Source organism: Burkholderia sp. E168m22, assembly GCF_001319805.1.
GTDB classification, from domain to species: Bacteria; Pseudomonadota; Gammaproteobacteria; order Burkholderiales; family Burkholderiaceae; genus Burkholderia; species Burkholderia orbicola.
In genome coordinates this window covers 28879-47455 of sequence record NZ_BBSK01000153.1, presented here as the reverse complement: position 1 = coordinate 47455, position 18577 = coordinate 28879, and the positions used below count along the sequence as shown (strand labels likewise).

Sequence of the window (18577 nt, the reverse complement as noted above, 5' to 3'; positions counted from 1 at the left end):
TTGCAGGGCAAGCGTTGTTTTAGTGTGCGTCCTTCTTCGCGCCGGACGACTTCTTGCCGGGCTTCGCAGCGGGCGGCGGGGCGTCGGCGCGCGTGTCGTCCTGCTTCGCGTCTGCTGCCGCCTTGGCGGCCTTGCCGTCGGGTTTGGCCTTGCCGTCGGCGTCCGGTTTCGCGTCCTTCGGATCCTTTGCTTCAGGCGCGGCGAGCGTGTTGAACTTCACTTCGTCGCTGTCCTTGTCGTAGTCGACCTCGCACTTGTCGCCCGATTTCAGCCGGTCGGCGAGGATCTCCTTCGCGAGCCGCGTCTCGATCGTCTGGCGGATCTGGCGTTTCAGTTCGCGCGCGCCGAATTCCGGCTGGTAGCCGACTTCGGTCAGGTGGTCGACGAGCGAGCTGCCCATCACGAGCGTGATGTCCTGCGCGGCGGCGGTACGCACCACGCGATCGAGCTGGATCTGCACGATCGAGCGGATGTTGTCCTTCGACAGCGCGTGGAAGACGATCACCTCGTCGATCCGGTTCAGGAACTCGGGCCGGAAATGCCCCTTCAGCACCTGCATCAGTTCCTCGCGGATCGCCTTGTCGGTCTTGCGCGCGGCTTCCGGCTGCGTGAGGTTGTCCATGATGATCGCCGCGCCGAGGTTGCTGGTCGCGATGATGATCGTGTTGCTGAAATCGACCACGCGGCCCTTGCCGTCGGTGAGACGCCCGTCGTCGAACACCTGCAGCAGCACGTTGTAGACGTCCGGATGCGCCTTCTCGATCTCGTCGAGCAGGATCACGCTGTACGGGCGGCGCCGCACGCGCTCGGTGAGCTGGCCGCCTTCGTCGTAGCCGACGTAGCCGGGCGGCGCGCCGATCAGCCGCGCGACCGCGTGGCGCTCCATGTATTCGGACATGTCGATGCGGATGATCGCCTGCTCGTCGCCGAACACGGTCTCGGCCAGTGCTTTCGCGAGCTCGGTCTTGCCGACCCCCGTCGGCCCGAGGAACAGGAACGTCGCGATCGGCCGGTGGGTCTGGCCGAGCCCGGCGCGCGACAGTCGCACGGCATCGCTGACGGCGACCACCGCATCGCTCTGGCCGACCACGCGCTCGCGCAACTGCTCTTCCATCTTCAGCAGCTTCTGGCGTTCTTCCTGCGTGAGTTCGGACACGGGGATGCCGGTGAGCCGCGACACGACCTCGGCCACCGATTCGACGGTCACCTCGAGCGTCTCCGAGCCGGTCTTGCGCTGCCACGCCTCCATCATCTCGTCCACGGCCTTCTGCTTCGCATTGATCTGCTCTTCGAACTGCTTCGCTTCGTCGAAGCGCTTGCGCGAGGTCGCATAGTCCTGCTCGCGCTTCAGTTGCGCGATCTGCGCTTCGCCTTCCTGAATGTCGACCGGGCGCGAGGTCGCGCCGATCCGCACGCGCGCGGCGGCCTGGTCGATCAGGTCGATCGCCTTGTCGGGCAGGAAGCGCGACGTGATGTAGCGGTCGGCGAATTCGGCGGCCGCGACGAAGGCGTCGTCGGCGAACGTCACCTGGTGGTGCGCCTCGAGGCTGTCGCGCAGCCCGCGCAGGATCACGATCGTCTGCTCGACGCTCGGCTCCGGCACGAACACGGGCTGGAAGCGGCGTTCGAGCGCGGCGTCCTTCTCGATGTACTTCTGGTATTCGTTGAGCGTCGTCGCGCCGATCAGGCTCAGCTCGCCGCGCGCGAGCGCGGGCTTCAGCACGTTCGCGATGTCGAGGCCGCCTTCGCCGCCGCCCTGGCCCGCGCCGACGATCGTATGCAGCTCGTCGATGAACAGGATCAGTTCGTCCTGCTTCGCGGTCACCTCGTCGATCAGCTGCTTCGCGCGTTCCTCGAATTCGCCGCGATACTTCGCGCCGGCCACCATCGAGTTGATGTTGACTTCGACGAGCCGCTTGTCGCGCAGCACTTCGGGCACGTCGCCGTTGACGATCCGCTGCGCGAGGCCCTCGACGATCGCCGTCTTGCCGACGCCCGGCTCGCCGATCAGCACCGGGTTGTTCTTCTTGCGGCGCGCGAGAACCTCGATCGTGCTCTCGATTTCCTGCGCGCGGCCGAGCACCGGATCGAGCTTGCCCTGGCGCGCGATCGCGGTGAGGTCGCGGCCGAACTTGTCGAGATTCGGCGTGCCAGTCGGCGCATCGACGCGGCCGTCCTCCGCGCCCTTGCCGACCACTTTCACGACCTTCTGCCGCAGCGCCTCGGGCGTCACGCCGTATTTCTTCAGCAGCGTGCCGGCGACGCTGTCCGGCACCGATGCGAGCCCGATCAACAGGTGTTCGGGGCCGATGTACGAGTGGCCGAGATCGCGCGACGCCTGGAACGCGTACTGCACGGCCTTCTTCACGCGCGGCGAGATCGACAGCTTGTCGAGCGGCGCATCGGGGTCGGCCGTGCCGGTGTGCGCATGCGCGTCGATGTACGACTTGATGTCCTCCGGCGACAGCTTCAGTTCCTTCAGCAGCGCGGCGCACACGTCGGTGTCCGCGAGCGCGTACAGCAGGTGTTCGGAATCGAGCTCGCTGCGGCGCAGTTCATGCGCCTTCTCGGCCGCGCGCTGCAGCAGTTCGAGCGTCTGTTCGCTGAATGCGTCGGTCGGGTCGACCGATTCGCGCGGAATCTCGGCGGCGAGCGGCGAGTCGTCGCCGAGGCCGCCGAACAGCGACGACGGTCCGCCACCGCCCAGCAGCGAATCGAACGGATTCAGCATGCTCTGATGCCGCATCAGCTGTCGGAAGTGGTAATCGCAGATCGAGATCGTCTTGCGCTCGCCGTCCTGCATCACGGTGGCGCGCGCGACGGCCGGCCGGGCGTGACAGATATCGCAAAGTGCGGGCATGGTGGTCTGGCTCCTGTCGGTGAAGGTGGGTCGAAGGGTGAAGCCCGATGCGGTGCGGCGCTCGCGCGTCCCGATCGCGACCGCACGACGCGCACGGCACACACCGCGGCGGCGCGCGTGCCGCACCGGTGCGATCGCGCAGCGCGCGCCGGCGTGGCGTACGGTCGCGGTCGGGGCGGGAGGCGCGAGCGCTGAGAGGAGCCCACGGCATCGCTTCGACTGCGTTCAAAATAGCGAATCGGCGCGGGCCATCCAAGACACAGTTCCCTGCCGGGCCGGCCGTGAATTGCACCCTCACATGGGCGTGCGATCCGGCGCCAAGGAGTACAGACGCGCACGCGCGCGGCGGCGCGGGCATGCGCGGCGCGTACGGCTTGCGGTGGATGGGGACAGGAAGGGGTGGCGCGCGAACGGGGCGAGGTGCGACATCGGCGCGCAGGGCGCAGGCAGCCGGCAAACGGGGGAGACGGGACGCAGGACGCGGCGCAAGCCGGTGCGCGACGCGCGGCGCGGGCGCGAAGCGGTTACGGCCGGCTCCGCACGCACCGCAGCCGATGCGTGCCGGGGGGGCGGCGAGGGCGAAGACGGGTTGCACGGGATGCGCCGGACATCGCGCAACCGTGGTGAACCGCGATCAGTCCGACAGATCCATCGCGAGCCGTTGCCGTGCGATCTGCTTCACGTCGGCCGACAGCGCCGCATTCTGCAGACCATTGGCCCAGACGGAGAACGAATCCTCGATCAGGTTGCGCGTGTCGGGCGGCAGCTCGGCCAGCATCAGCGACACGACGGTAAACAGCACGGCGGTGTCGCCGGCCTGGCTGCCTGCATTCGCGTCGACCGTCTGCTTCAGGGTAGCGACGGACGCCTGCAGCGCCTGTAATGCGTCATTCGATTCGCTCATGACATCCTCCATGCAAGATGGGCTGGATCGGCGACGAACCCGCGGCCGGCGGTGCGGCCGTCGCGCGCGACGCCCGGGCGGGCATCGCGCGCCGGCAACCGCGCTCAGGCGGCCGCGTTGCCCTGCGGCGCCACGGCCACCGATGCTTCGCTCGTCAGCATCAGGAACGTGAACGTTTCGCGCAGGTACAGGCGGACGCCCTTGTCGGTGTGGCTCGTGTAGCCGATCGACACGTCTTCCCCGAGGTGCAGCTCGTAATCGCCGCCGCGCGTGGACAGCACGCAGCCGCCGCTGATCGCCGGCGCCCAGATGATCTCGCCGCTGACGATGCGTTTGATATGGCCGAGGACCGGATAGCCCTGGTCGCGCGCTTCGCTGAGCGCGGTGTATGCGTCCGAACCGAGCACGACCGAGTACGGGCCGTCGACGCCGGCCAGGCGCAGCGCTTCCAGCGCGTCGCTGATCGCGTCCGGATAGGCGCCGACGTCGGCCGGCAGCGTGAGCCGGCGGTTCGACGTGCCTTCGCGGATGCCGACGATGCCGGCTGCCGGGTAGCCGTCGAAGATTGCGTTGTCTTCGGCGAATGCGAGCCGCTGCGCGGCTTCCTTCGCCGGCTGCCAGTCGGCGTCGCGCGCACCGCGCTCGACGCTGTCGATCGCGTCGCGGCTCAGCTCGAACGGCACCGTCAGCTCGACGATGGTGCGTACTTCGCGCAACCGTGCGTTCACGAGCTCGCGCGGCGCGGCGACGTCGAGCAGGTGCCCGGTGCCGACGGCCGACAGCTCGGGCCCTGCGGGGCCCTCGACGTCGACGACGCGGCGGCCGGCCACCGAGCGCTTGAAGGTGCGCGCCACTTCCTCCTCGATTTGTTCCCAGGCGGCCGACGAGATCGGCGCGAGTTCGCGATGCAGGTTATTCATAGGTCGGGGTTCCTTTCAGCGAGCCGATGTTCAGCGAGCCGTCGCGATGCGGTGCGGCAGGCGCGGACGGCGTGGATTCCGATTGGATGGCTTCGGCGGGCGGCGCCGGGCGGTCGGCGAGCGCTTCGAGCAGGTCGGCCGACGGCACGAAGAACAGCGAGCCGGTGACCGCGCGGCTGTAGTCGAGCAGGCGGTCGTAGTTGCCCGGCGGGCGGCCGACGAACATGTTCTCGAGCATCTGCTCGATCGGCGCCGGCGAGCGCGCATAGCCGATGAAATAAGTGCCGAATTCGCCGGCGCCCGGGCGCCCGAACGGCATGTTGTCGCGCAGGATCTTCACTTCCTGGCCGCCTTCGTCGAGCGTGGTCAGCGAGCTGTGCGAGCACGACGGCTTCACGTCCGGCGCGAGCTCGATGTCGGACAATTTGGTGCGGCCGATGATGCGCTCCTGCGTTTCGACCGCGAGCGCGTTCCAGCCGGCCATGTCGTGCAGGTACTTCTGCACGAGCACGTAGCTGCCGCCCGCGAATTCGGCGTCCTCGTCGCCGATCACCGTGAAGTCGACCGCCTCGCGGCCTTCCGGGTTCTCGGTGCCGTCGACGAAGCCGATCATCGCGCGCTGGTCGAAATTGCGGAAGCCGTGCACCTCGTCGACGACCGTGACCGCGTCGCCGAGCGCATTGAGCAATTGCGTCGCCAGTTCGAAGCACAGATCCATCGCTTCGGCGCGGATGTGCAGCAGGATGTCGCCGGGCGTCGCGACCGCGACGCGCTGGCCGGCGCCGAATTCGCGGAACGGATGCAGCGATGCGGGGCGCGGCTCGCCGAACAGCGCATCCCATGCGTCGGAGCCGAAGCCGCACACGCAGGTGAGGTTGCCGCCCGGTACGCGCTTGCCGACCGAGCGCACCAGCGCGGCGATGTCGCCGCACCACGAACGGATCGTGTCGGCGTGATCGGCGCCGGGATTGATCGTCGCCACGAGAAAGATCGCGCTGCGCGTGATCGTGCTGTGAACGGCCTGGGAGAGCGGGGGAGGAGTGGTCTGCATCGCGGCCTGCCGGTCAGTCATGTCGGGACGGACGGGCCGCGGTAGCCGCGGCGCGCGAAGGCGAACGGTTGAACTGTGTCATGCGACTGTTCTCTGTGCTTTGTGACATGCGGATGAAGGACGTTGCGCGGGCATCGCGCAACGGGCCGCAGCGGCGGCGGCCGGCCCCCGGGGCGCGAAGGGGAGGCAGGCGGGGTGGCCGCGCGTTCGCCCGGCGCGTAAGGCTGGCCGCACCGCGTAACGTCGTCGAGCATGCAATCTAGCAGCTTCGGCGGGTCTTTGGAACACGTATCGACGATCTGTCATTCGAATGGATCAAACCGGGCCGGGTTTTGTGCGGCGCCCGCTCAGCTGTACTCCTGGCGCCCGCGGCGCTGTGCTCTTGAGCGGGTGTGTCGCGTGCAGTAGATTAGGTTCCGCTCCGCCCGACGACGGTCATCATGATGAACCTTTTGGAAGCGATGCGTATTTTCGGTGCAATCGTCGAGCATGGCGGGCTGTCCGGCGCGGCGTCCGAACTGAGGCTCGACGTCGCGCAGGTCGGCGCGCGGCTCGATGGGCTCGAACGCTATCTCGGCTGCCGGTTGTTGCTGGACCGCTCGGGCGACGCGGTCGCATGCACCGAGGCCGGCGTCGCGTTTTACGCGTGTTGCCGGCGCACGCTGTCCGCGGTCGCGCAGGCGACCGGCGCGAGCGGAGCCGGTGCGTGCGCAACGGTTTCGCGTTCGCCCGTCGCGGGCTTGCCGTTGCCCGAAACCACTCGCTGCAGCGACGGAGCATCGATCGCCGCGCCCACGACACTACACCGGTTAACGCGTTGAATACGTCCACTGCATCCACCGATACGACCGCCGAGCGCATCCGTCGCCGCTTCGGCCATTTCCTTCACGCGGCCGAGCTCGCCGGGCTGGTCGTGATCGGGCTGGCGACCGCGTTCGCGATGGCGCAGGAAGCGTGGAAGGTCGTGCTCGCGGGCGAGGTGTCGCTGACCGACCTGCTGCTGATGTTCCTGTATCTGGAAGTGCTCGCGATGGACCTGCGCTACCTGCGGCTCGGCCGGCTGCCGGTGCGGTTTCCGCTGTTCATCGCGATGACGTCGCTCGCGCGCGACCTGATCCTGCGCGGCGCGACGGACAGCCCCGAGCGGATGCTGATGACGACCTTCGGGATCGTGCTGCTCGCGGTCGGCGTGCTGATCCTGAGCTTCGGCCAGCATCGCTTTCCGGCGGACGTCGACGACGTCGAGGACGACGTGCATGTCCGCAAGTAACGCGGCCCGGGCGGCATTCGAAGCGAACCCCGGCGCGCCGTGCGCGGTGCGGCGGTCTCCCCATCATTCCATCGAGCGAGGTGTCGCATGACCAGGCAATTGATCGTCGCCGTGTTCGGCAGCGTCGAGACGGCCCGCCAGGCCGCGAACGATTTCGAGGCACTGTCGGAGAAGAACGAAGGATTCCACATCGAGAACGGCGTCGTCGTCGAGAAGGACGCGAACGGCAAGCTCGCGGTGCTCGACGCCGAATCGCGGCCGTTCAAGGGCGGCGTGATCGGCGCGATCGCGGGCGGCTTGCTCGGCCTGCTCGCCGGGCCGATCGGCATGGTGACCGGCATGGCGGCCGGCGCGGGCGCGGGCATTCTCGCGCAGGCGGCCGGCAATGCGCTGCTCGACGGCACGTTCGTCGAGACCGTCGCGGCGCGGCTCGTGCCCGGCAGCGTCGCGGTCATTCTCGAGGCGAAGGAGGACACGCCGTTCTCGGTCGACAACGTCGTGACGGGATTCGGCGGCAAGGTCTTTCGCCAGACGCTCGACTGAGCCCGCTCTTTTCGAACCGATTCGGGAGAACCGCATGCGCATCGATCAATCGTATCGCCGCTTCGACATCGCGGCGACGCTGTCGCCGCTGCCCGGCAACCGCGCGATCGCGAGCGTCGACGTGACGACCGACGATCCGGGCCGCCTCGCCGATCTCGGCACCGGCCAGTTCCTGCAGATCCGCAAGTGGATCGAGTCGAACGACGTCGCGCTGCTGACGGTGGTGTTCGACGAATGCAAGGTCGCGATCGACCACTACGCGGACAACGTCGACGACGCTTGATTGCGAGCGGGCCGGCGCATGGCCGGGCTTCGCTTCGCCGGTGCTTCCTCTGCTACCGCAATACATCATGACGTGCGCCGGACGAACGGCTGCCGTGCGAGCGCGCGGCCGCGCCGTCGCGTTCGCATCATCTGTTCACCACGCCGGCCGGATTTGACGTTTCCTCGCCAAACTGTCACTTACATTCGTCGAAATGACGCAGTAGGATGCCGAACCTTGTCTTGATGAGATTCGCATTGCTATCCGCCTTCAATTTCGATAACGGACGAGGTTCCAGCCGGGACACCCGCCCCCGGCGACGGCTATCCGGCTTCGTGCATCGGCGCGGCGGTGCCCCCCATGCGGCGCACGCCGGTTCATCGCTGGCGGGGCGAGGCGGATGAAGCTCTACGAGAAATTTGCGAACGACGTAGAGCGACTCATTCGGCAAGGCGTATATCGACACGGCGACCGTGTGCCGTCGGTGCGGCAGGCGAGCCAGCAGCACCGGATCAGCATCACGACCGTGCTGCATGCGTATCTGCTGCTGGAAAGCCGCGGGCTGCTCGAAAGCCGGCCGCAGTCGGGCTATTTCGTGAACCTGCGGCGCGACGACGGCCACGCGCCGGTGCGCGAGCTGCGGCCGTCGAAGCCGATCGCGATCTCGTCGTCGGTGGACGTGAGCCGGCTCGTGCTGTCGACGCTGCGCTCGATCGGCACGGACGACGCGGTGCCGCTCGGCTCGCCGTACCCGGACCCGAGCCTGTTTCCGTTCGAGAAGCTGAACCGCTACGCGTATGCGGCTGGCCGCGACAAGTCGCTGTGGGGCGTGACGGACGGGCTGCCGCCGGGCCATCCGCGGCTGATCCGGCAGATCGCGCGGCGCTACCTGGAAAACGGGATGTCGGTGGACCCGAACGAGATCATCGTGACGGTCGGCGCAACGGAGGCGATCAACCTGTGCCTGCAGGCGGTGGCGAAGCCGGGCGACACGATCGCGGTGGAGTCGCCGACGTTCTACGCGATGCTGCACGCGATCGAGCGGATGGGGATGAAGGCGATCGAGGTGGCCACACACCCGGAATATGGAATCGACATCGCGGCGCTGGCCGCGATCGCGAAATCGCAGCCGATCGCCGCGTGCATGGTGATGCCGAACTTCCAGAATCCGCTGGGCTTCCAGATGCCGGACGAGCGCAAGCGCGAACTGGTGGCGTTCGCAACGAAAGCCGACCTGCCGATCATCGAGAACGGCGTGTACAACGAACTGTATTTCGGCAACATGCATCCGAGCACGCTGAAGTCGTTCGATCGCCATGACATCGTGCTGCATTGCGCGTCGTTCTCTAAGAGCCTGACGGCCGCGTACCGGATCGGCTGGGCGCTGCCGGGCCGCTACCGCGAGCAGGTCGAGAAGCTGAAGTTCCTGAATACGCTGGCGACGCCGTCGTTGCCGCAGCTCGCGATCGCGGAGTTTCTCGAACGCGACGGCTACGAACATCACCTGCGGCGGGTTCGCAAGGCGTATGCGCAGCAGGCGAACCTGATGCGCGCGATGGTGTCGCGGTTCTTTCCGGAAGGCACGCGCATTTCGAGCCCGGCAGGCGGGTACGTGCTGTGGGTCGAGCTGCCCGCGCAGGTCGATGCGATGCGGCTGTACCAGCTCGCGCTGGAGCAGGGGATCACGATCGGGCCCGGCTACATGTTTTCGATCGCGGATACTTACCGGAACTTCATCCGGTTGAACTACAGCAGCCCGTGGTCGCCCGAGATCGAGCGCGCGGTCGTCACCGTCGGCAAGCTCGCCGCATCCTGCATCGACTGACCGCGCCGCGGCGCGCGGCGCGACGTCATGTCAGCCGGTACGACTGCGCGCCGGTGCCCGCGAGCGTGCCGCCGTCGACGATCAGGTATTCGTTGCGGATCGGCCTGCCGTCGAACCAGCATTGCAGGATTTCCAGCGTGCCGGCCGCATAGCGCGCCTGCGCGGACAACGACGTGCCGGAGATGTGCGGCGTCATCCCGTTGAACGGCATCGTGCGCCACGGGTGATCGGCCGGCGCCGGCTGCGGAAACCATACGTCGCCGCCATAGCCGGCGAGATGGCCGGACGTGAGCGCATTCACGACCGCGTCGCGGTCGACCAGCTTCGCGCGCGCGGTGTTGATCAGGTACGCGCCGCGCTTCATCCGCGCGATCATCGCCGCGTCGAACAGGTGCTCGGTCGACGGGTACAGCGGAATCTGCAGGTTGACGATATCGACGGCGCTCGCGAGCGACGCCACATCGGCGTGATACGTGAGCGCGAGCGCCTGCTCGATCGATGCATCGAGCCGGTGGCGCTGCGTGTAGTGCAGTTGCAGGCCGAACGGCTGCAGCCGGCGCAGCACGGCGAGACCGATGCGACCCGCGCCGACCGTGCCGAAATGCATCCCTTCGACGTCGTAGCTGCGCGACACGCAGTCGGCGATGTTCCAGCCGCCCTGCTGCGCGACCGCATGCGACGGCAGATAGTTGCGCACCAGCGCGAGCGTCGTCATCACCACGTGCTCGGCGACGCTGATGCTGTTCGAGCCGGTGACTTCGGCAACCGTGATGCGCGCGCGTGCGGCGGCGTCCAGATCGACGTGATCGGAGCCGATGCCGGCCGTCAGCGCGAGCTTGAGCTTCGGCGCGCGGGCGATGCGTTCCGCGCTCAGGTACGCGGGCCAGAACGGCTGCGAAATCACCACGTCCGCTTCGGGCAGCCGGCGCTCGAATTCGGAGTCGGGGCCGTCCTTGTCGCTCGTGACGATCAGCGTATGGCCGTGCGCTTCCATATAGCCGCGCAAGCCGAGCGCGCCGGACACCGAGCCGACGAGTTCGCCGGGCCGGAAGCCGGGCGGGCCGGCCGGCGTCGGCGCGGTTTGACCGTCCGCGTAGTGCGTGATGACCGGGATCGTGTCGCGCACGTAGCGCGGCGGATAGCCGTCGACGGGATCGGGGTAGAGCACGCACAGGACGGTAGCCATCGGGTAGTGCTCCTTTGAAAGGTGAAGGCGGCACGCGGCTTGCGCGGGTCGCGCCGTGCCCGTCGCAGGCGGCCGCCGTGGTGCACCGCAACGTTGATCACGTTCTACGCCGGTCGCGGATCGCGTACAAGCTACAGTCCGCGTTTGCGTGCGCTGCGGGGCGTCTGTACCTGTTCTTTTCAGGAGGGATGGCGATAATGGGATCGTTACCTGACTTTTCGGGAGCCACGTCATGACTGGAAGCGATGCGTCCTCACGCCCCGATCTCACGCAAGGGATCGCGCTCGACGATCTCGCCGACGGCGCGATGATCGAGGGCCATGTCGGCGACGCGGCGGTGCTGCTCGTGCGCCGTGCCGACGAACTGTTCGCGGTGGGCGCGCAATGCCCGCACTACGGCGGGCCGCTGGCCCAGGGCCTGCTGGTCGGCGACACGATTCGCTGTCCGTGGCATCACGCGGCGTTCTGCCTGCGCACCGGCGAGATGGAGCGCGCGCCGGCGCTCGACGGGCTGCCGTGCTGGCGCGTCGAGCGGCGCAACGGCCGCGCGGTCGTAGTCGATGCGCGGCCGGCCGCTGCGCCGCCTGCGCTGAAGGAAACCGGGCTGCCCACGTCGGTCGTGATCGTCGGCGGCGGCGCCGCCGCGATCGCAGCAGCGGTGACGCTGCGGCAGGAAGGCTATCCGCACGCGATCACGCTGCTGAGCGCCGATGTCGATCCGCCGTACGACCGGCCGAATCTGTCGAAGGATTACCTCGCGGGCACGGCGGAAGCCGACTGGTTGCCGCTGCGCGCGCCGTCGTTCTATGCCGGGCAGCGGATCGACGTGCGCTGCAATACGCGGGTCACGCGCATCGATCCCGCTCAGCGGTCGGTCGAGCTGGCCGACGGCAGCCGTATCGAATACGGCGCGCTGCTGCTCGCGACCGGCGCCGAGCCGAACCGCCTGAACGTGCCCGGCGCCGATCTGCCGCACGTCCGTACGCTGCGCTCGCGCGCCGATTGCGATGCGCTGATCGCGAAGCTGAAAACCGCGCGCCGCTGCGTGGTGGTCGGCGCGAGCTTCATCGGCCTCGAAGCGGCTGCCGCGTTGCGTACACGCGGGCTCGACGTGCACGTCGTCGCGCCCGATCCGCATCCGATGGGCCGCGTGCTCGGCGACGCGCTCGGCGACACGATCAAGGCGCTGCACGAAGCGCACGGCGTGGTGTTCCATCTCGGCGCGACGCCCGCGCGGATCGGGCCGGACAGCGTGACGCTGTCGAGTGGCGACGTGCTGCCGGCCGACGTCGTGCTGGTGGGGATCGGCGTGCATCCGAACGTCGAACTCGCGCAGGACGCCGGGCTCGCGGTCGAACGCGGCGTGACGGTCGACCGCTTCCTGCAGACGAGTGCGGCCGGCATCTACGCGGCCGGCGATATCGCGCGCTGGCCCGATCCGCTGACGGGCGAGCGGATTCGCGTCGAGCACTGGGTCGTCGCCGAGCGGCAGGGCATCGTCGCGGCGCGCAACCTGCTCGGCCAGCAGCGGCCGTTCGACGCGGTGCCGTTTTTCTGGAGTCAGCATTACGACCTGACGCTTCGCTATGTCGGGCATGCGGAGCAATGGGATCGCGTCGAGATTGACGGCGACCTCGGCGCGCACGACTGCTCGATCGCGTACTGGCGTGGCAACACGCGGCTCGCGGTCGTGACGATAGCTCGCGATCTCGACAACCTGAAGGCCGAAGCGGCGCTCGAGCGGCAGAGGGCTTCCGCATGAAAGCAGCATGACGACACCCACCGAACCTTGAATGGAGGCGAAATGAACCCTGACGTCCGTGCCCGTTTCGAAACCGAGTTTGCGCCGCGCATCGCGACGCGCTTGCGCGGCCTGTACCAGCCTGGCGAAGTGAGGGTCGACGTCGTGCCGCACGACGGGCAGGGCAGCCCGACCTGCGTCGACGTGATCGGCCTCACGTCGACGGTCGGCTTGCCGAACCGGTTGAACGCGCGGCTCGCGTGGCGCGACGATGCGATCGCCGGTCTGCTGGCCGAGCCCGACCACAGCCGCTTCGATCGCTATCTCGCGGTGCTGCCGGTCACGATCGAGCGCTGGCAGATGGAATTGCCGGTCGATTTCAGCAGTCGGACGCAGCGCGATCGCGAGATCCTGATCGGCGACCTCGATTTCGATGCGTGACGTGCGTCGCGCGATGCCGGCCGATGGCGTGCGGCCGAACCGCGCGCGGCTACCGGTCGCGCGTCCGGATGATCACGCGCCCCTGGTCGATGCCGCCGCGCAGCGCCTCGTCGCACGTCAGCCATTCCGGCGTGACGAGTTCGGGCGCGGGCAGGTCGACGGGCGCGCCGTCGCGGAAGATCCGCACCTGTGCGACCCATGCGCCGTTCGCGTTGCGCGTCGCGTCGACGCGAATCTCATGACCCATGAAAGTGTCGGTGGCCTGCATCGAACGGGGCCCTCCGTCGTGAATGAACGTGGTGCGTGGATCGTATCAGCATGGCGTGCGCCGCGCATCGAAAACGAACCGGCGTGTGCGTGTCACGTGCCGCGCGAGACGGGAGCGACCTTGTGTCCTTCGACCTGACCTTTTCCATCAAGGTGTTCGCGGCGCTGTTCGCGATCATGAACCCGATCGCGAACATTCCGGTGTTCCTGTCGCTGACCGAAGGCGCGGCGGACGGCGTGCGTCGCAAGGTCGCGCTGACGGCCGCGATCGGCGTGACGGTCGGCTGCATCGTGTCGGCGGTCGCGGGCGGCGCGATCCTGCACGTGTTCGGCTTGACGATCGACGATTTCCGGCTCGCGGGCGGGTTGCTGGTGCTGTTGATCGCGTTGTCGATGCTGCATGGTGCGCCGAGCCGCCAGCATGCGCCGGGCGCCGACGAAAGCGCCGATCCGGCAGCGGCCGACAGCGTCGCGATCTACCCGCTGACGATCCCGTTGCTGGTCGGCCCCGGCACGATCGCGACGATGATCGTGCTCGGGCACGGTGCCGTCGCGACCGGGCAGGAGTTCGCGTTCGCGCTCGGGCTGGCCGCGTTTCTCGTGCTGCTGGCCGTGTCGCTGCTGTCGGCGCCGTTGATCGGCCACTACCTGTCGCCGCGCGTGACGGCCGTCACGCAGCGCCTGATGGGGATGATTCTCGCGGCGATCGCGATGCAGATGATCGTCGCGAGCCTGAAAGCCGCGTTCGGGCTGCCGCATTGAGCGTCCGTTCGATTGCATGGAGTCGCTGAATGAACACGCTGATCGTCTTGTCCTATCCCGATCTCGACGCGGCGCGGCGCGCGCTGGCCGAACTCGGCACGCTGCGCGACCGGCACGTCGTCGCGCTTGCGGGTGTCGTGATCGTCGAGTGCTCGACCGACGGACAGTTGCGCACGCATGCAGTCGATCCGGGGCGCGTGTCGTCCGGATCGCTGCTCGACAGCGTGGTCGCGCATATCGAATCGTCGCTCGACGCGTGGCGCGAACGTCCGGTGGACGATGCGCTGACCGACCGCGTCGCGCGCAAGGCGCGCCCCGGCACCGTGTCGCTCGGGCTGGCCGCGACGCAGCTCGACATCTATGCGCTGAGCGCGGCGCTCGCGCCGCTGGGCGGCGAAGTGACCGACACGACGCTGTCGATCGACGACGAACTGAAGCTCGTCGAAGCGATCTCGAACGCGCGCGACGGCAGCGGCGAGCGCGGCCCGGCGACGGACTGACGCGCCGGCCCTTCCCGACAGCGAAGCCCTTCCCGTCTGCTCTCCAATGGCGCGCCGCGCGCGCTCCACAGGCGCATGCCTTGCTCGATCGGCTCGACGGTGACCTTCACCGTTTCCGCTTTCGACAAGGAGGGCCTGACATGAAAGCAGTCGTATTTCACGGCATCGGCGATATTCGCATCGACACGGTGCCCGATCCGGAAGTCTCCGCGACGACCGACGCGGTCGTGCGTCTCACGGCCAGCGCGATCTGCGGCACCGATCTGCACATGGTGCGCGGCACGCTCGGCGGCATGAAGCCGGGCACGATTCTCGGCCACGAAGGCGTCGGCATCGTCGAGGCGGTCGGACGCGACGTGCGTAACCTGCGGCGCGGCGATCGCGTGCTGATTCCGTCGACGATCGCATGCGGCAGTTGCGCCTACTGTCGCGCGGGCTATACCGCGCAATGCGACGTCGCGAATCCGGGCGGGCCGCGTGCGGGCACGTCGTTCTTCGGTGGGCCGGCCGAAACGGGCCCGGTCGACGGGCTGCAGGCCGAATACGCGCGCACGCCGCTTGCGCATGCGAGCCTGATCCGGCTGCCCGATGCGATCGACGACGATCGCGCGATCCTGATGTCGGACATTTTCCCCACCGGCTATTTCGGCGCGCAGCTCGCGGAAGTGAAGCCGGGCGATACGGTCGCCGTGTTCGGCGCGGGGCCGGTCGGGCAGTTCGCGATCGCGAGCGCGAAGCTGATGGGCGCCGGACGCGTGATCGCGATCGACCGCATCGCGTCGCGGCTCGAGATGGCGTGCGCGCAGGGCGCCGAGATCGTCGATTTCTCCGAGGACGATCCGGTCGATACGGTGCTGCGGCTCACCGGCGGGATCGGCGTCGATCGTGTGATCGACGCGGTGGGCGTCGACGCGATGCGCGCGACGCACGGGCCGGCCGCGGCCGATCGCGATGCCGCGCGCGCATTCGATGCCGAAGTCGACGCGATCGTGCCGCACCGCAAGCCGGACGGCCGCAACTGGGTGCCGGGCGACGGGCCGTCGCAGGTGCTGCAATGGGCGGTGCGCGCGGTCGCGAAGGCCGGCACGATCTCGGTGATCGGCGTGTACCCGCCGGCCGCGCGCGTGTTTCCGATCGGCGAGGCGATGAACCGCAACCTGACGATCAAGATGGGCAACTGCAATCACCGGACGGTGACGCCGCCGCTCGTCGAACTGGTGCGCAGCGGCGCATTCGATCCGCTGTCGGTGCTCACGCGTACCGAGCCGCTGACCAACGCGATCGATGCGTATCGCGCGTTCGACGTGCGCGAGCCGGGGTGGATGAAGGTGAAGCTCGCACCATGACGACGACCCCACGAACCGAAACCGGGAGCACTGCAATGACCGATCAATACGACAACTGTATGGCCGCTTGCGACGCCTGCGCGCACGCATGCGATACCTGTGCGGCCGCCTGCCTCGCGGAGCGCGACGTGCATGCGCTGGCGACCTGCATCGCGCTCGACATCGAATGCGCGCAGCTGTGCCGCTTCGCGTCGGGCGCGATGGCGCGCCGCAGCGGGCTCGCGCCGCGCATTTGCGCGCTGTGCGCGCATGCTTGCGACCTGTGTGCGGCCGAGTGTTCGCGGCATGCGCATGAGCATTGCCGCCGCTGCGCGCTCGCGTGCGAGGCATGCGCGGCGATGTGCCGCGCGATGGCGTGAGCCCCAACGCTTACGGCGTACCCTGAACCTGGCGCGCGACGCGCTGCAGCAGCGCGTCGAGCACGGCCATCTCGACGGGCTTCACGAGATGGTCGTCGAAGCCCGCGCGTTCGGTGCGCTCGAGGTCGGACGCGCGCGCGTGGCCGGACAGCGCGACGCAGGTGGTGTCGCGCAGCGCGTCGATCGCGCGCAGCTCCTGCAACAGCGTGAAGCCGTCGACGTCCGGCATCGTCAGGTCGAGGAGCATCAACTGCGGCGCGTAGTCGCGAGCGAGCGCGAGCGCTTCGTTCGCGTTGTACGCGACGCGCGGCGCGTGCCCTTTCAGTTGCAGCAGCACCGCGAGCGTATCGGCCGAGTCGCGGTTGTCGTCGACGACGACGATGCGCAGCGGCTCGACGGCCGGCTGTCCGGGCGCGGCAGGCGGGGGCGGTGCGGTGTGCTCGTTGCGCGCCACTTGCGCGATCGGCAGCCAGACCGTGAACGTCGCGCCGTGGCCGGGCCCGCCGCTTTCCGCGGCGATCCGCCCGCCGTGCAGTTCGACGAACGACCGGCAGATCGCGAGACCGAGCCCGAAGCCGCCGGACGGGGAGCGGCCCGTCGCACCTTCCTGTTCGAACAGGTCGAAGATCGTTTCGAGCGCGCCGGGCGCGATGCCGACGCCGTGATCGACGACGCTGATCGCCACCGACGGCCCGTCGATCCGCGCGCCGACGTCGATCCGGCCGCCGTGCGGCGAAAATTTCGATGCGTTGTCGAGCAGGTTGTGCAGCACCTGCACGAGCCGTGCGTCGTCGCCGTGCAGCACCACGGAGTCGGTCGGCAGGTCGACGCGGATCCACTGCCCGCGGGCGGCCAGCTTGGGCTGGATGCTCTCGACGCCGCGGCACACGATGTCGCGCACGGTGACCGGGCGAGCGTCGAGCTCGACCTTGCCAGCCGTGATGCGCCCGACGTCGAGCAGATCGTCGACGAGCCGCGTCAGTTGCGCGACCTGGCGGTTCACGGCATCGCGACACTGCGCGAGCACGGGCGCCGGATCGGGGAGGCTCTGCAGCACGCCGACCGAATTGCGCAGCGGCGCGAGATGATTGCGCAGCTCGTGCGCGAGCATCGCGATGAAGACGCTGAGCCGGTGCGTCGACGCCTCCAGCTCCTCGAGCCGCTTGCGCTCGGTCATGTCGCGCGTGATCTTGATGAAGCCGCACAGCGCGTGCGTCGCATCGCGCACCGGCGTGATCGTCACGCTCGCCCAGAACTGCGTGCCGTCCTTGCGCACGCGCCAGCCTTCGTCCTCGAAGTGGCCGTGCGCGGCGGCCACTTCGAGCCCGTGCGACGGCCGGCCGGCCGCGATCGCGTCGGGCGGGTAGAACCGCGAGAAATGGTGGCCGACGATCTCGGCCGCGCGGTAACCCTTGATGCGTTGCGCGCCGGCGTTCCAGGTCGCGACGTTGCCGTCCGGATCGAGCATGAACACCGCGTAGTCGGTGATCGACTCCACCACGGTCTGGAACCGGAATTCGGCGAAGCGGTGCTGCAGATCGCGCGCGTCGGGCGGCGGATGCGGGTGGAAATCGGCGTCGTCTTTCTTCATCGGAGCGGCAGGTCGGAAATACGGGCGGCCGCAGGTCGTCGAACCGCCGCCGGACAGGCGGCCGCGCGGATCGAATTGGCACGTCCGAAAGAATAAAGGAACTCGATTCGGCTGATCAATGGGCGCGCATCGGCCGTGCCGTCCGCCGACATGGGCGCCGGCGCGACCGTCGGCGGCCGGCGCGGCATGCCGATTGCACGACCGGACAGTCCGCCTGTCGTGCGGCGGCCATCCGGCCGGCCGCCCGGCGGCAAGCCAGGCAAGGAGGCCGACATGAACAGCACCCTGAATCCCGACAACGAACCGGCCGGCCCGGACGACGACAACGCCCGCCGCGGCCGCGACGGCCGGGCGCTGGGCCCGAGCGACTCGTCCGACAGCGGCAGCGACACGGCGGGCGCGCGTCGCCATCCGTTCGACGTCGATTCGCCGCTGGACGACCATGCGCTCGAACGCGGCGACGCGTCGCTCGACAGCGACACGGACCGCGCGGGCACCGGCGAGCGCGCGTCGGCGGATGGCGACTCGACGCTGGAGGAAGGCGCCGATATCGAGCCGGATCGCACCGAGCGGCTGAGCGAGCCGGGCCGGACGGACGAATCGGACGACCCGGACGAGGCCGGCGGCGCGCCATGACGTCCGGCACGCAAAAACTGCAATCGCGTTGCAGATTGGGGCGCCTGGCGGTTTCCCCGGGCTGCGATGCGCAACCGTCGCGGCCCGGCAACGGCGCCGGCACGCGATTTGCA

The 18577-nt window shown here is 68.6% G+C and carries 19 protein-coding genes; 12 read left to right on the top strand and 7 right to left on the bottom strand.

The window, feature by feature from the left end; all coding sequences use genetic code 11:
• Positions 1 to 19: 19 nt before the first annotated feature.
• From AP428_RS33780 to AP428_RS33765, 4 genes are all read right to left on the bottom strand, one after another.
• Positions 20 to 2860, bottom strand: coding sequence for an ATP-dependent Clp protease ATP-binding subunit (locus AP428_RS33780; protein ID WP_011545607.1), 2841 nt, complete (start codon positions 2858 to 2860; stop codon positions 20 to 22).
• Positions 2861 to 3494: 634 nt separating this feature from the next.
• The gene (locus AP428_RS33775) at positions 3495 to 3764 is read right to left on the bottom strand and encodes a hypothetical protein (protein ID WP_011545606.1); all 270 of its coding nucleotides are present in this window, start codon (positions 3762 to 3764) and stop codon (positions 3495 to 3497) included.
• 104 nt (positions 3765 to 3868) lie between these two features.
• The gene (locus tag AP428_RS33770; RefSeq protein WP_006481296.1) at positions 3869 to 4684 is read right to left on the bottom strand and encodes a family 1 encapsulin nanocompartment shell protein; all 816 of its coding nucleotides are present in this window, start codon (positions 4682 to 4684) and stop codon (positions 3869 to 3871) included.
• The gene (locus AP428_RS33765) at positions 4677 to 5756 is read right to left on the bottom strand and encodes a Dyp-type peroxidase (RefSeq protein ID WP_011545605.1); all 1080 of its coding nucleotides are present in this window, start codon (positions 5754 to 5756) and stop codon (positions 4677 to 4679) included. The genes AP428_RS33770 and AP428_RS33765 overlap by 8 nt, the downstream gene beginning before the upstream one ends.
• A gap of 422 nt (positions 5757 to 6178) precedes the next feature.
• On the opposite strand from AP428_RS33765, the gene AP428_RS33760 reads away from it, so the two are divergent.
• The 5 genes from AP428_RS33760 to AP428_RS33740 all read left to right on the top strand — a co-directional run bounded on the left by AP428_RS33760 (position 6179) and on the right by AP428_RS33740 (position 9635).
• The gene (locus AP428_RS33760) at positions 6179 to 6556 is read left to right on the top strand and encodes a LysR family transcriptional regulator (RefSeq protein WP_034175610.1); all 378 of its coding nucleotides are present in this window, start codon (positions 6179 to 6181) and stop codon (positions 6554 to 6556) included.
• Entirely contained in the window at positions 6553 to 7005 is a 453-nt protein-coding gene (locus AP428_RS33755) for a phosphate-starvation-inducible protein PsiE (RefSeq protein WP_027813452.1), read from the top strand. Before AP428_RS33760 ends, AP428_RS33755 begins: the two co-directional genes overlap by 4 nt.
• 87 nt (positions 7006 to 7092) lie before the next feature.
• Positions 7093 to 7548, top strand: a complete 456-nt coding sequence (locus tag AP428_RS33750) for a DUF1269 domain-containing protein (protein ID WP_011545603.1) — start codon at positions 7093 to 7095, stop codon at positions 7546 to 7548.
• A 34-nt stretch (positions 7549 to 7582) separates the two neighbouring features.
• Positions 7583 to 7831 carry a hypothetical protein gene (locus AP428_RS33745; RefSeq protein ID WP_011545602.1) on the top strand — a complete coding sequence of 83 codons (249 nt, stop codon included), beginning with the start codon at positions 7583 to 7585 and terminating at the stop codon, positions 7829 to 7831.
• A gap of 379 nt (positions 7832 to 8210) precedes the next feature.
• Positions 8211 to 9635 carry a PLP-dependent aminotransferase family protein gene (locus AP428_RS33740; RefSeq protein WP_011545601.1) on the top strand — a complete coding sequence of 475 codons (1425 nt, stop codon included), beginning with the start codon at positions 8211 to 8213 and terminating at the stop codon, positions 9633 to 9635.
• A 25-nt stretch (positions 9636 to 9660) separates the two neighbouring features.
• Here the strand turns inward: AP428_RS33740 and AP428_RS33735 are convergent, their stop codons facing one another.
• Complete coding sequence (locus AP428_RS33735; protein WP_006481291.1) at positions 9661 to 10821, bottom strand: NAD-dependent formate dehydrogenase; 1161 nt, start codon at positions 10819 to 10821, stop codon at positions 9661 to 9663.
• 232 nt (positions 10822 to 11053) lie between these two features.
• On the opposite strand from AP428_RS33735, the gene AP428_RS33730 reads away from it, so the two are divergent.
• Positions 11054 to 12583 (top strand): FAD-dependent oxidoreductase, encoded by a 1530-nt coding sequence (locus tag AP428_RS33730; protein WP_011545600.1) that lies wholly within the window; start codon positions 11054 to 11056, stop codon positions 12581 to 12583.
• A gap of 42 nt (positions 12584 to 12625) precedes the next feature.
• Complete coding sequence (locus AP428_RS33725; RefSeq protein ID WP_011545599.1) at positions 12626 to 13003, top strand: DUF5594 family protein; 378 nt, start codon at positions 12626 to 12628, stop codon at positions 13001 to 13003.
• 49 nt (positions 13004 to 13052) lie between these two features.
• Here AP428_RS33725 and AP428_RS33720 read toward each other — a convergent pair whose 3' ends face one another.
• A complete protein-coding gene (locus AP428_RS33720) occupies positions 13053 to 13271 on the bottom strand; it encodes a DUF6566 family protein (protein WP_006481288.1) in 219 nt (72 codons plus the stop codon).
• 122 nt (positions 13272 to 13393) lie between these two features.
• Here AP428_RS33720 and AP428_RS33715 point away from each other — a divergent pair, with 122 nt between their 5' ends.
• The 4 genes from AP428_RS33715 to AP428_RS33700 all read left to right on the top strand — a co-directional run bounded on the left by AP428_RS33715 (position 13394) and on the right by AP428_RS33700 (position 16237).
• Positions 13394 to 14032 carry a MarC family protein gene (locus AP428_RS33715; RefSeq protein ID WP_041489314.1) on the top strand — a complete coding sequence of 213 codons (639 nt, stop codon included), beginning with the start codon at positions 13394 to 13396 and terminating at the stop codon, positions 14030 to 14032.
• A 29-nt stretch (positions 14033 to 14061) separates the two neighbouring features.
• Positions 14062 to 14532, top strand: a complete 471-nt coding sequence (locus AP428_RS33710) for a membrane protein (protein ID WP_011545597.1) — start codon at positions 14062 to 14064, stop codon at positions 14530 to 14532.
• Between the two features lie 140 nt (positions 14533 to 14672).
• A complete protein-coding gene (locus AP428_RS33705; RefSeq protein WP_011545596.1) occupies positions 14673 to 15878 on the top strand; it encodes a zinc-dependent alcohol dehydrogenase in 1206 nt (401 codons plus the stop codon).
• Between the two features lie 35 nt (positions 15879 to 15913).
• Positions 15914 to 16237, top strand: a complete 324-nt coding sequence (locus AP428_RS33700) for a four-helix bundle copper-binding protein (protein WP_011695001.1) — start codon at positions 15914 to 15916, stop codon at positions 16235 to 16237.
• 10 nt (positions 16238 to 16247) lie between these two features.
• Here AP428_RS33700 and AP428_RS33695 read toward each other — a convergent pair whose 3' ends face one another.
• Entirely contained in the window at positions 16248 to 17828 is a 1581-nt protein-coding gene (locus tag AP428_RS33695) for an ATP-binding protein (RefSeq protein WP_011545595.1), read from the bottom strand.
• A 273-nt stretch (positions 17829 to 18101) separates the two neighbouring features.
• On the opposite strand from AP428_RS33695, the gene AP428_RS33690 reads away from it, so the two are divergent.
• On the top strand, positions 18102 to 18464 hold the full coding sequence (locus tag AP428_RS33690) for a hypothetical protein (RefSeq protein ID WP_041489313.1): 363 nt from the start codon (positions 18102 to 18104) through the stop codon (positions 18462 to 18464).
• The last annotated feature ends 113 nt before the right edge of the window (positions 18465 to 18577 follow it).

Coding starts and splice junctions, on each gene's coding strand:
- AP428_RS33780 (WP_011545607.1), bottom strand. CDS start 2,860: ATGCCCGCACTTTGCGATATCTGTCACGCCCGGCCGGCCGTCGCGCGC.
- AP428_RS33775 (WP_011545606.1), bottom strand. CDS start 3,764: ATGAGCGAATCGAATGACGCATTACAGGCGCTGCAGGCGTCCGTCGCT.
- AP428_RS33770 (WP_006481296.1), bottom strand. CDS start 4,684: ATGAATAACCTGCATCGCGAACTCGCGCCGATCTCGTCGGCCGCCTGG.
- AP428_RS33765 (WP_011545605.1), bottom strand. CDS start 5,756: ATGACTGACCGGCAGGCCGCGATGCAGACCACTCCTCCCCCGCTCTCC.
- AP428_RS33760 (WP_034175610.1), top strand. CDS start 6,179: ATGAACCTTTTGGAAGCGATGCGTATTTTCGGTGCAATCGTCGAGCAT.
- AP428_RS33750 (WP_011545603.1), top strand. CDS start 7,093: ATGACCAGGCAATTGATCGTCGCCGTGTTCGGCAGCGTCGAGACGGCC.
- AP428_RS33745 (WP_011545602.1), top strand. CDS start 7,583: ATGCGCATCGATCAATCGTATCGCCGCTTCGACATCGCGGCGACGCTG.
- AP428_RS33740 (WP_011545601.1), top strand. CDS start 8,211: ATGAAGCTCTACGAGAAATTTGCGAACGACGTAGAGCGACTCATTCGG.
- AP428_RS33735 (WP_006481291.1), bottom strand. CDS start 10,821: ATGGCTACCGTCCTGTGCGTGCTCTACCCCGATCCCGTCGACGGCTAT.
- AP428_RS33730 (WP_011545600.1), top strand. CDS start 11,054: ATGACTGGAAGCGATGCGTCCTCACGCCCCGATCTCACGCAAGGGATC.
- AP428_RS33725 (WP_011545599.1), top strand. CDS start 12,626: ATGAACCCTGACGTCCGTGCCCGTTTCGAAACCGAGTTTGCGCCGCGC.
- AP428_RS33720 (WP_006481288.1), bottom strand. CDS start 13,271: ATGCAGGCCACCGACACTTTCATGGGTCATGAGATTCGCGTCGACGCG.
- AP428_RS33710 (WP_011545597.1), top strand. CDS start 14,062: ATGAACACGCTGATCGTCTTGTCCTATCCCGATCTCGACGCGGCGCGG.
- AP428_RS33705 (WP_011545596.1), top strand. CDS start 14,673: ATGAAAGCAGTCGTATTTCACGGCATCGGCGATATTCGCATCGACACG.
- AP428_RS33700 (WP_011695001.1), top strand. CDS start 15,914: ATGACCGATCAATACGACAACTGTATGGCCGCTTGCGACGCCTGCGCG.
- AP428_RS33695 (WP_011545595.1), bottom strand. CDS start 17,828: ATGAAGAAAGACGACGCCGATTTCCACCCGCATCCGCCGCCCGACGCG.
- AP428_RS33690 (WP_041489313.1), top strand. CDS start 18,102: ATGAACAGCACCCTGAATCCCGACAACGAACCGGCCGGCCCGGACGAC.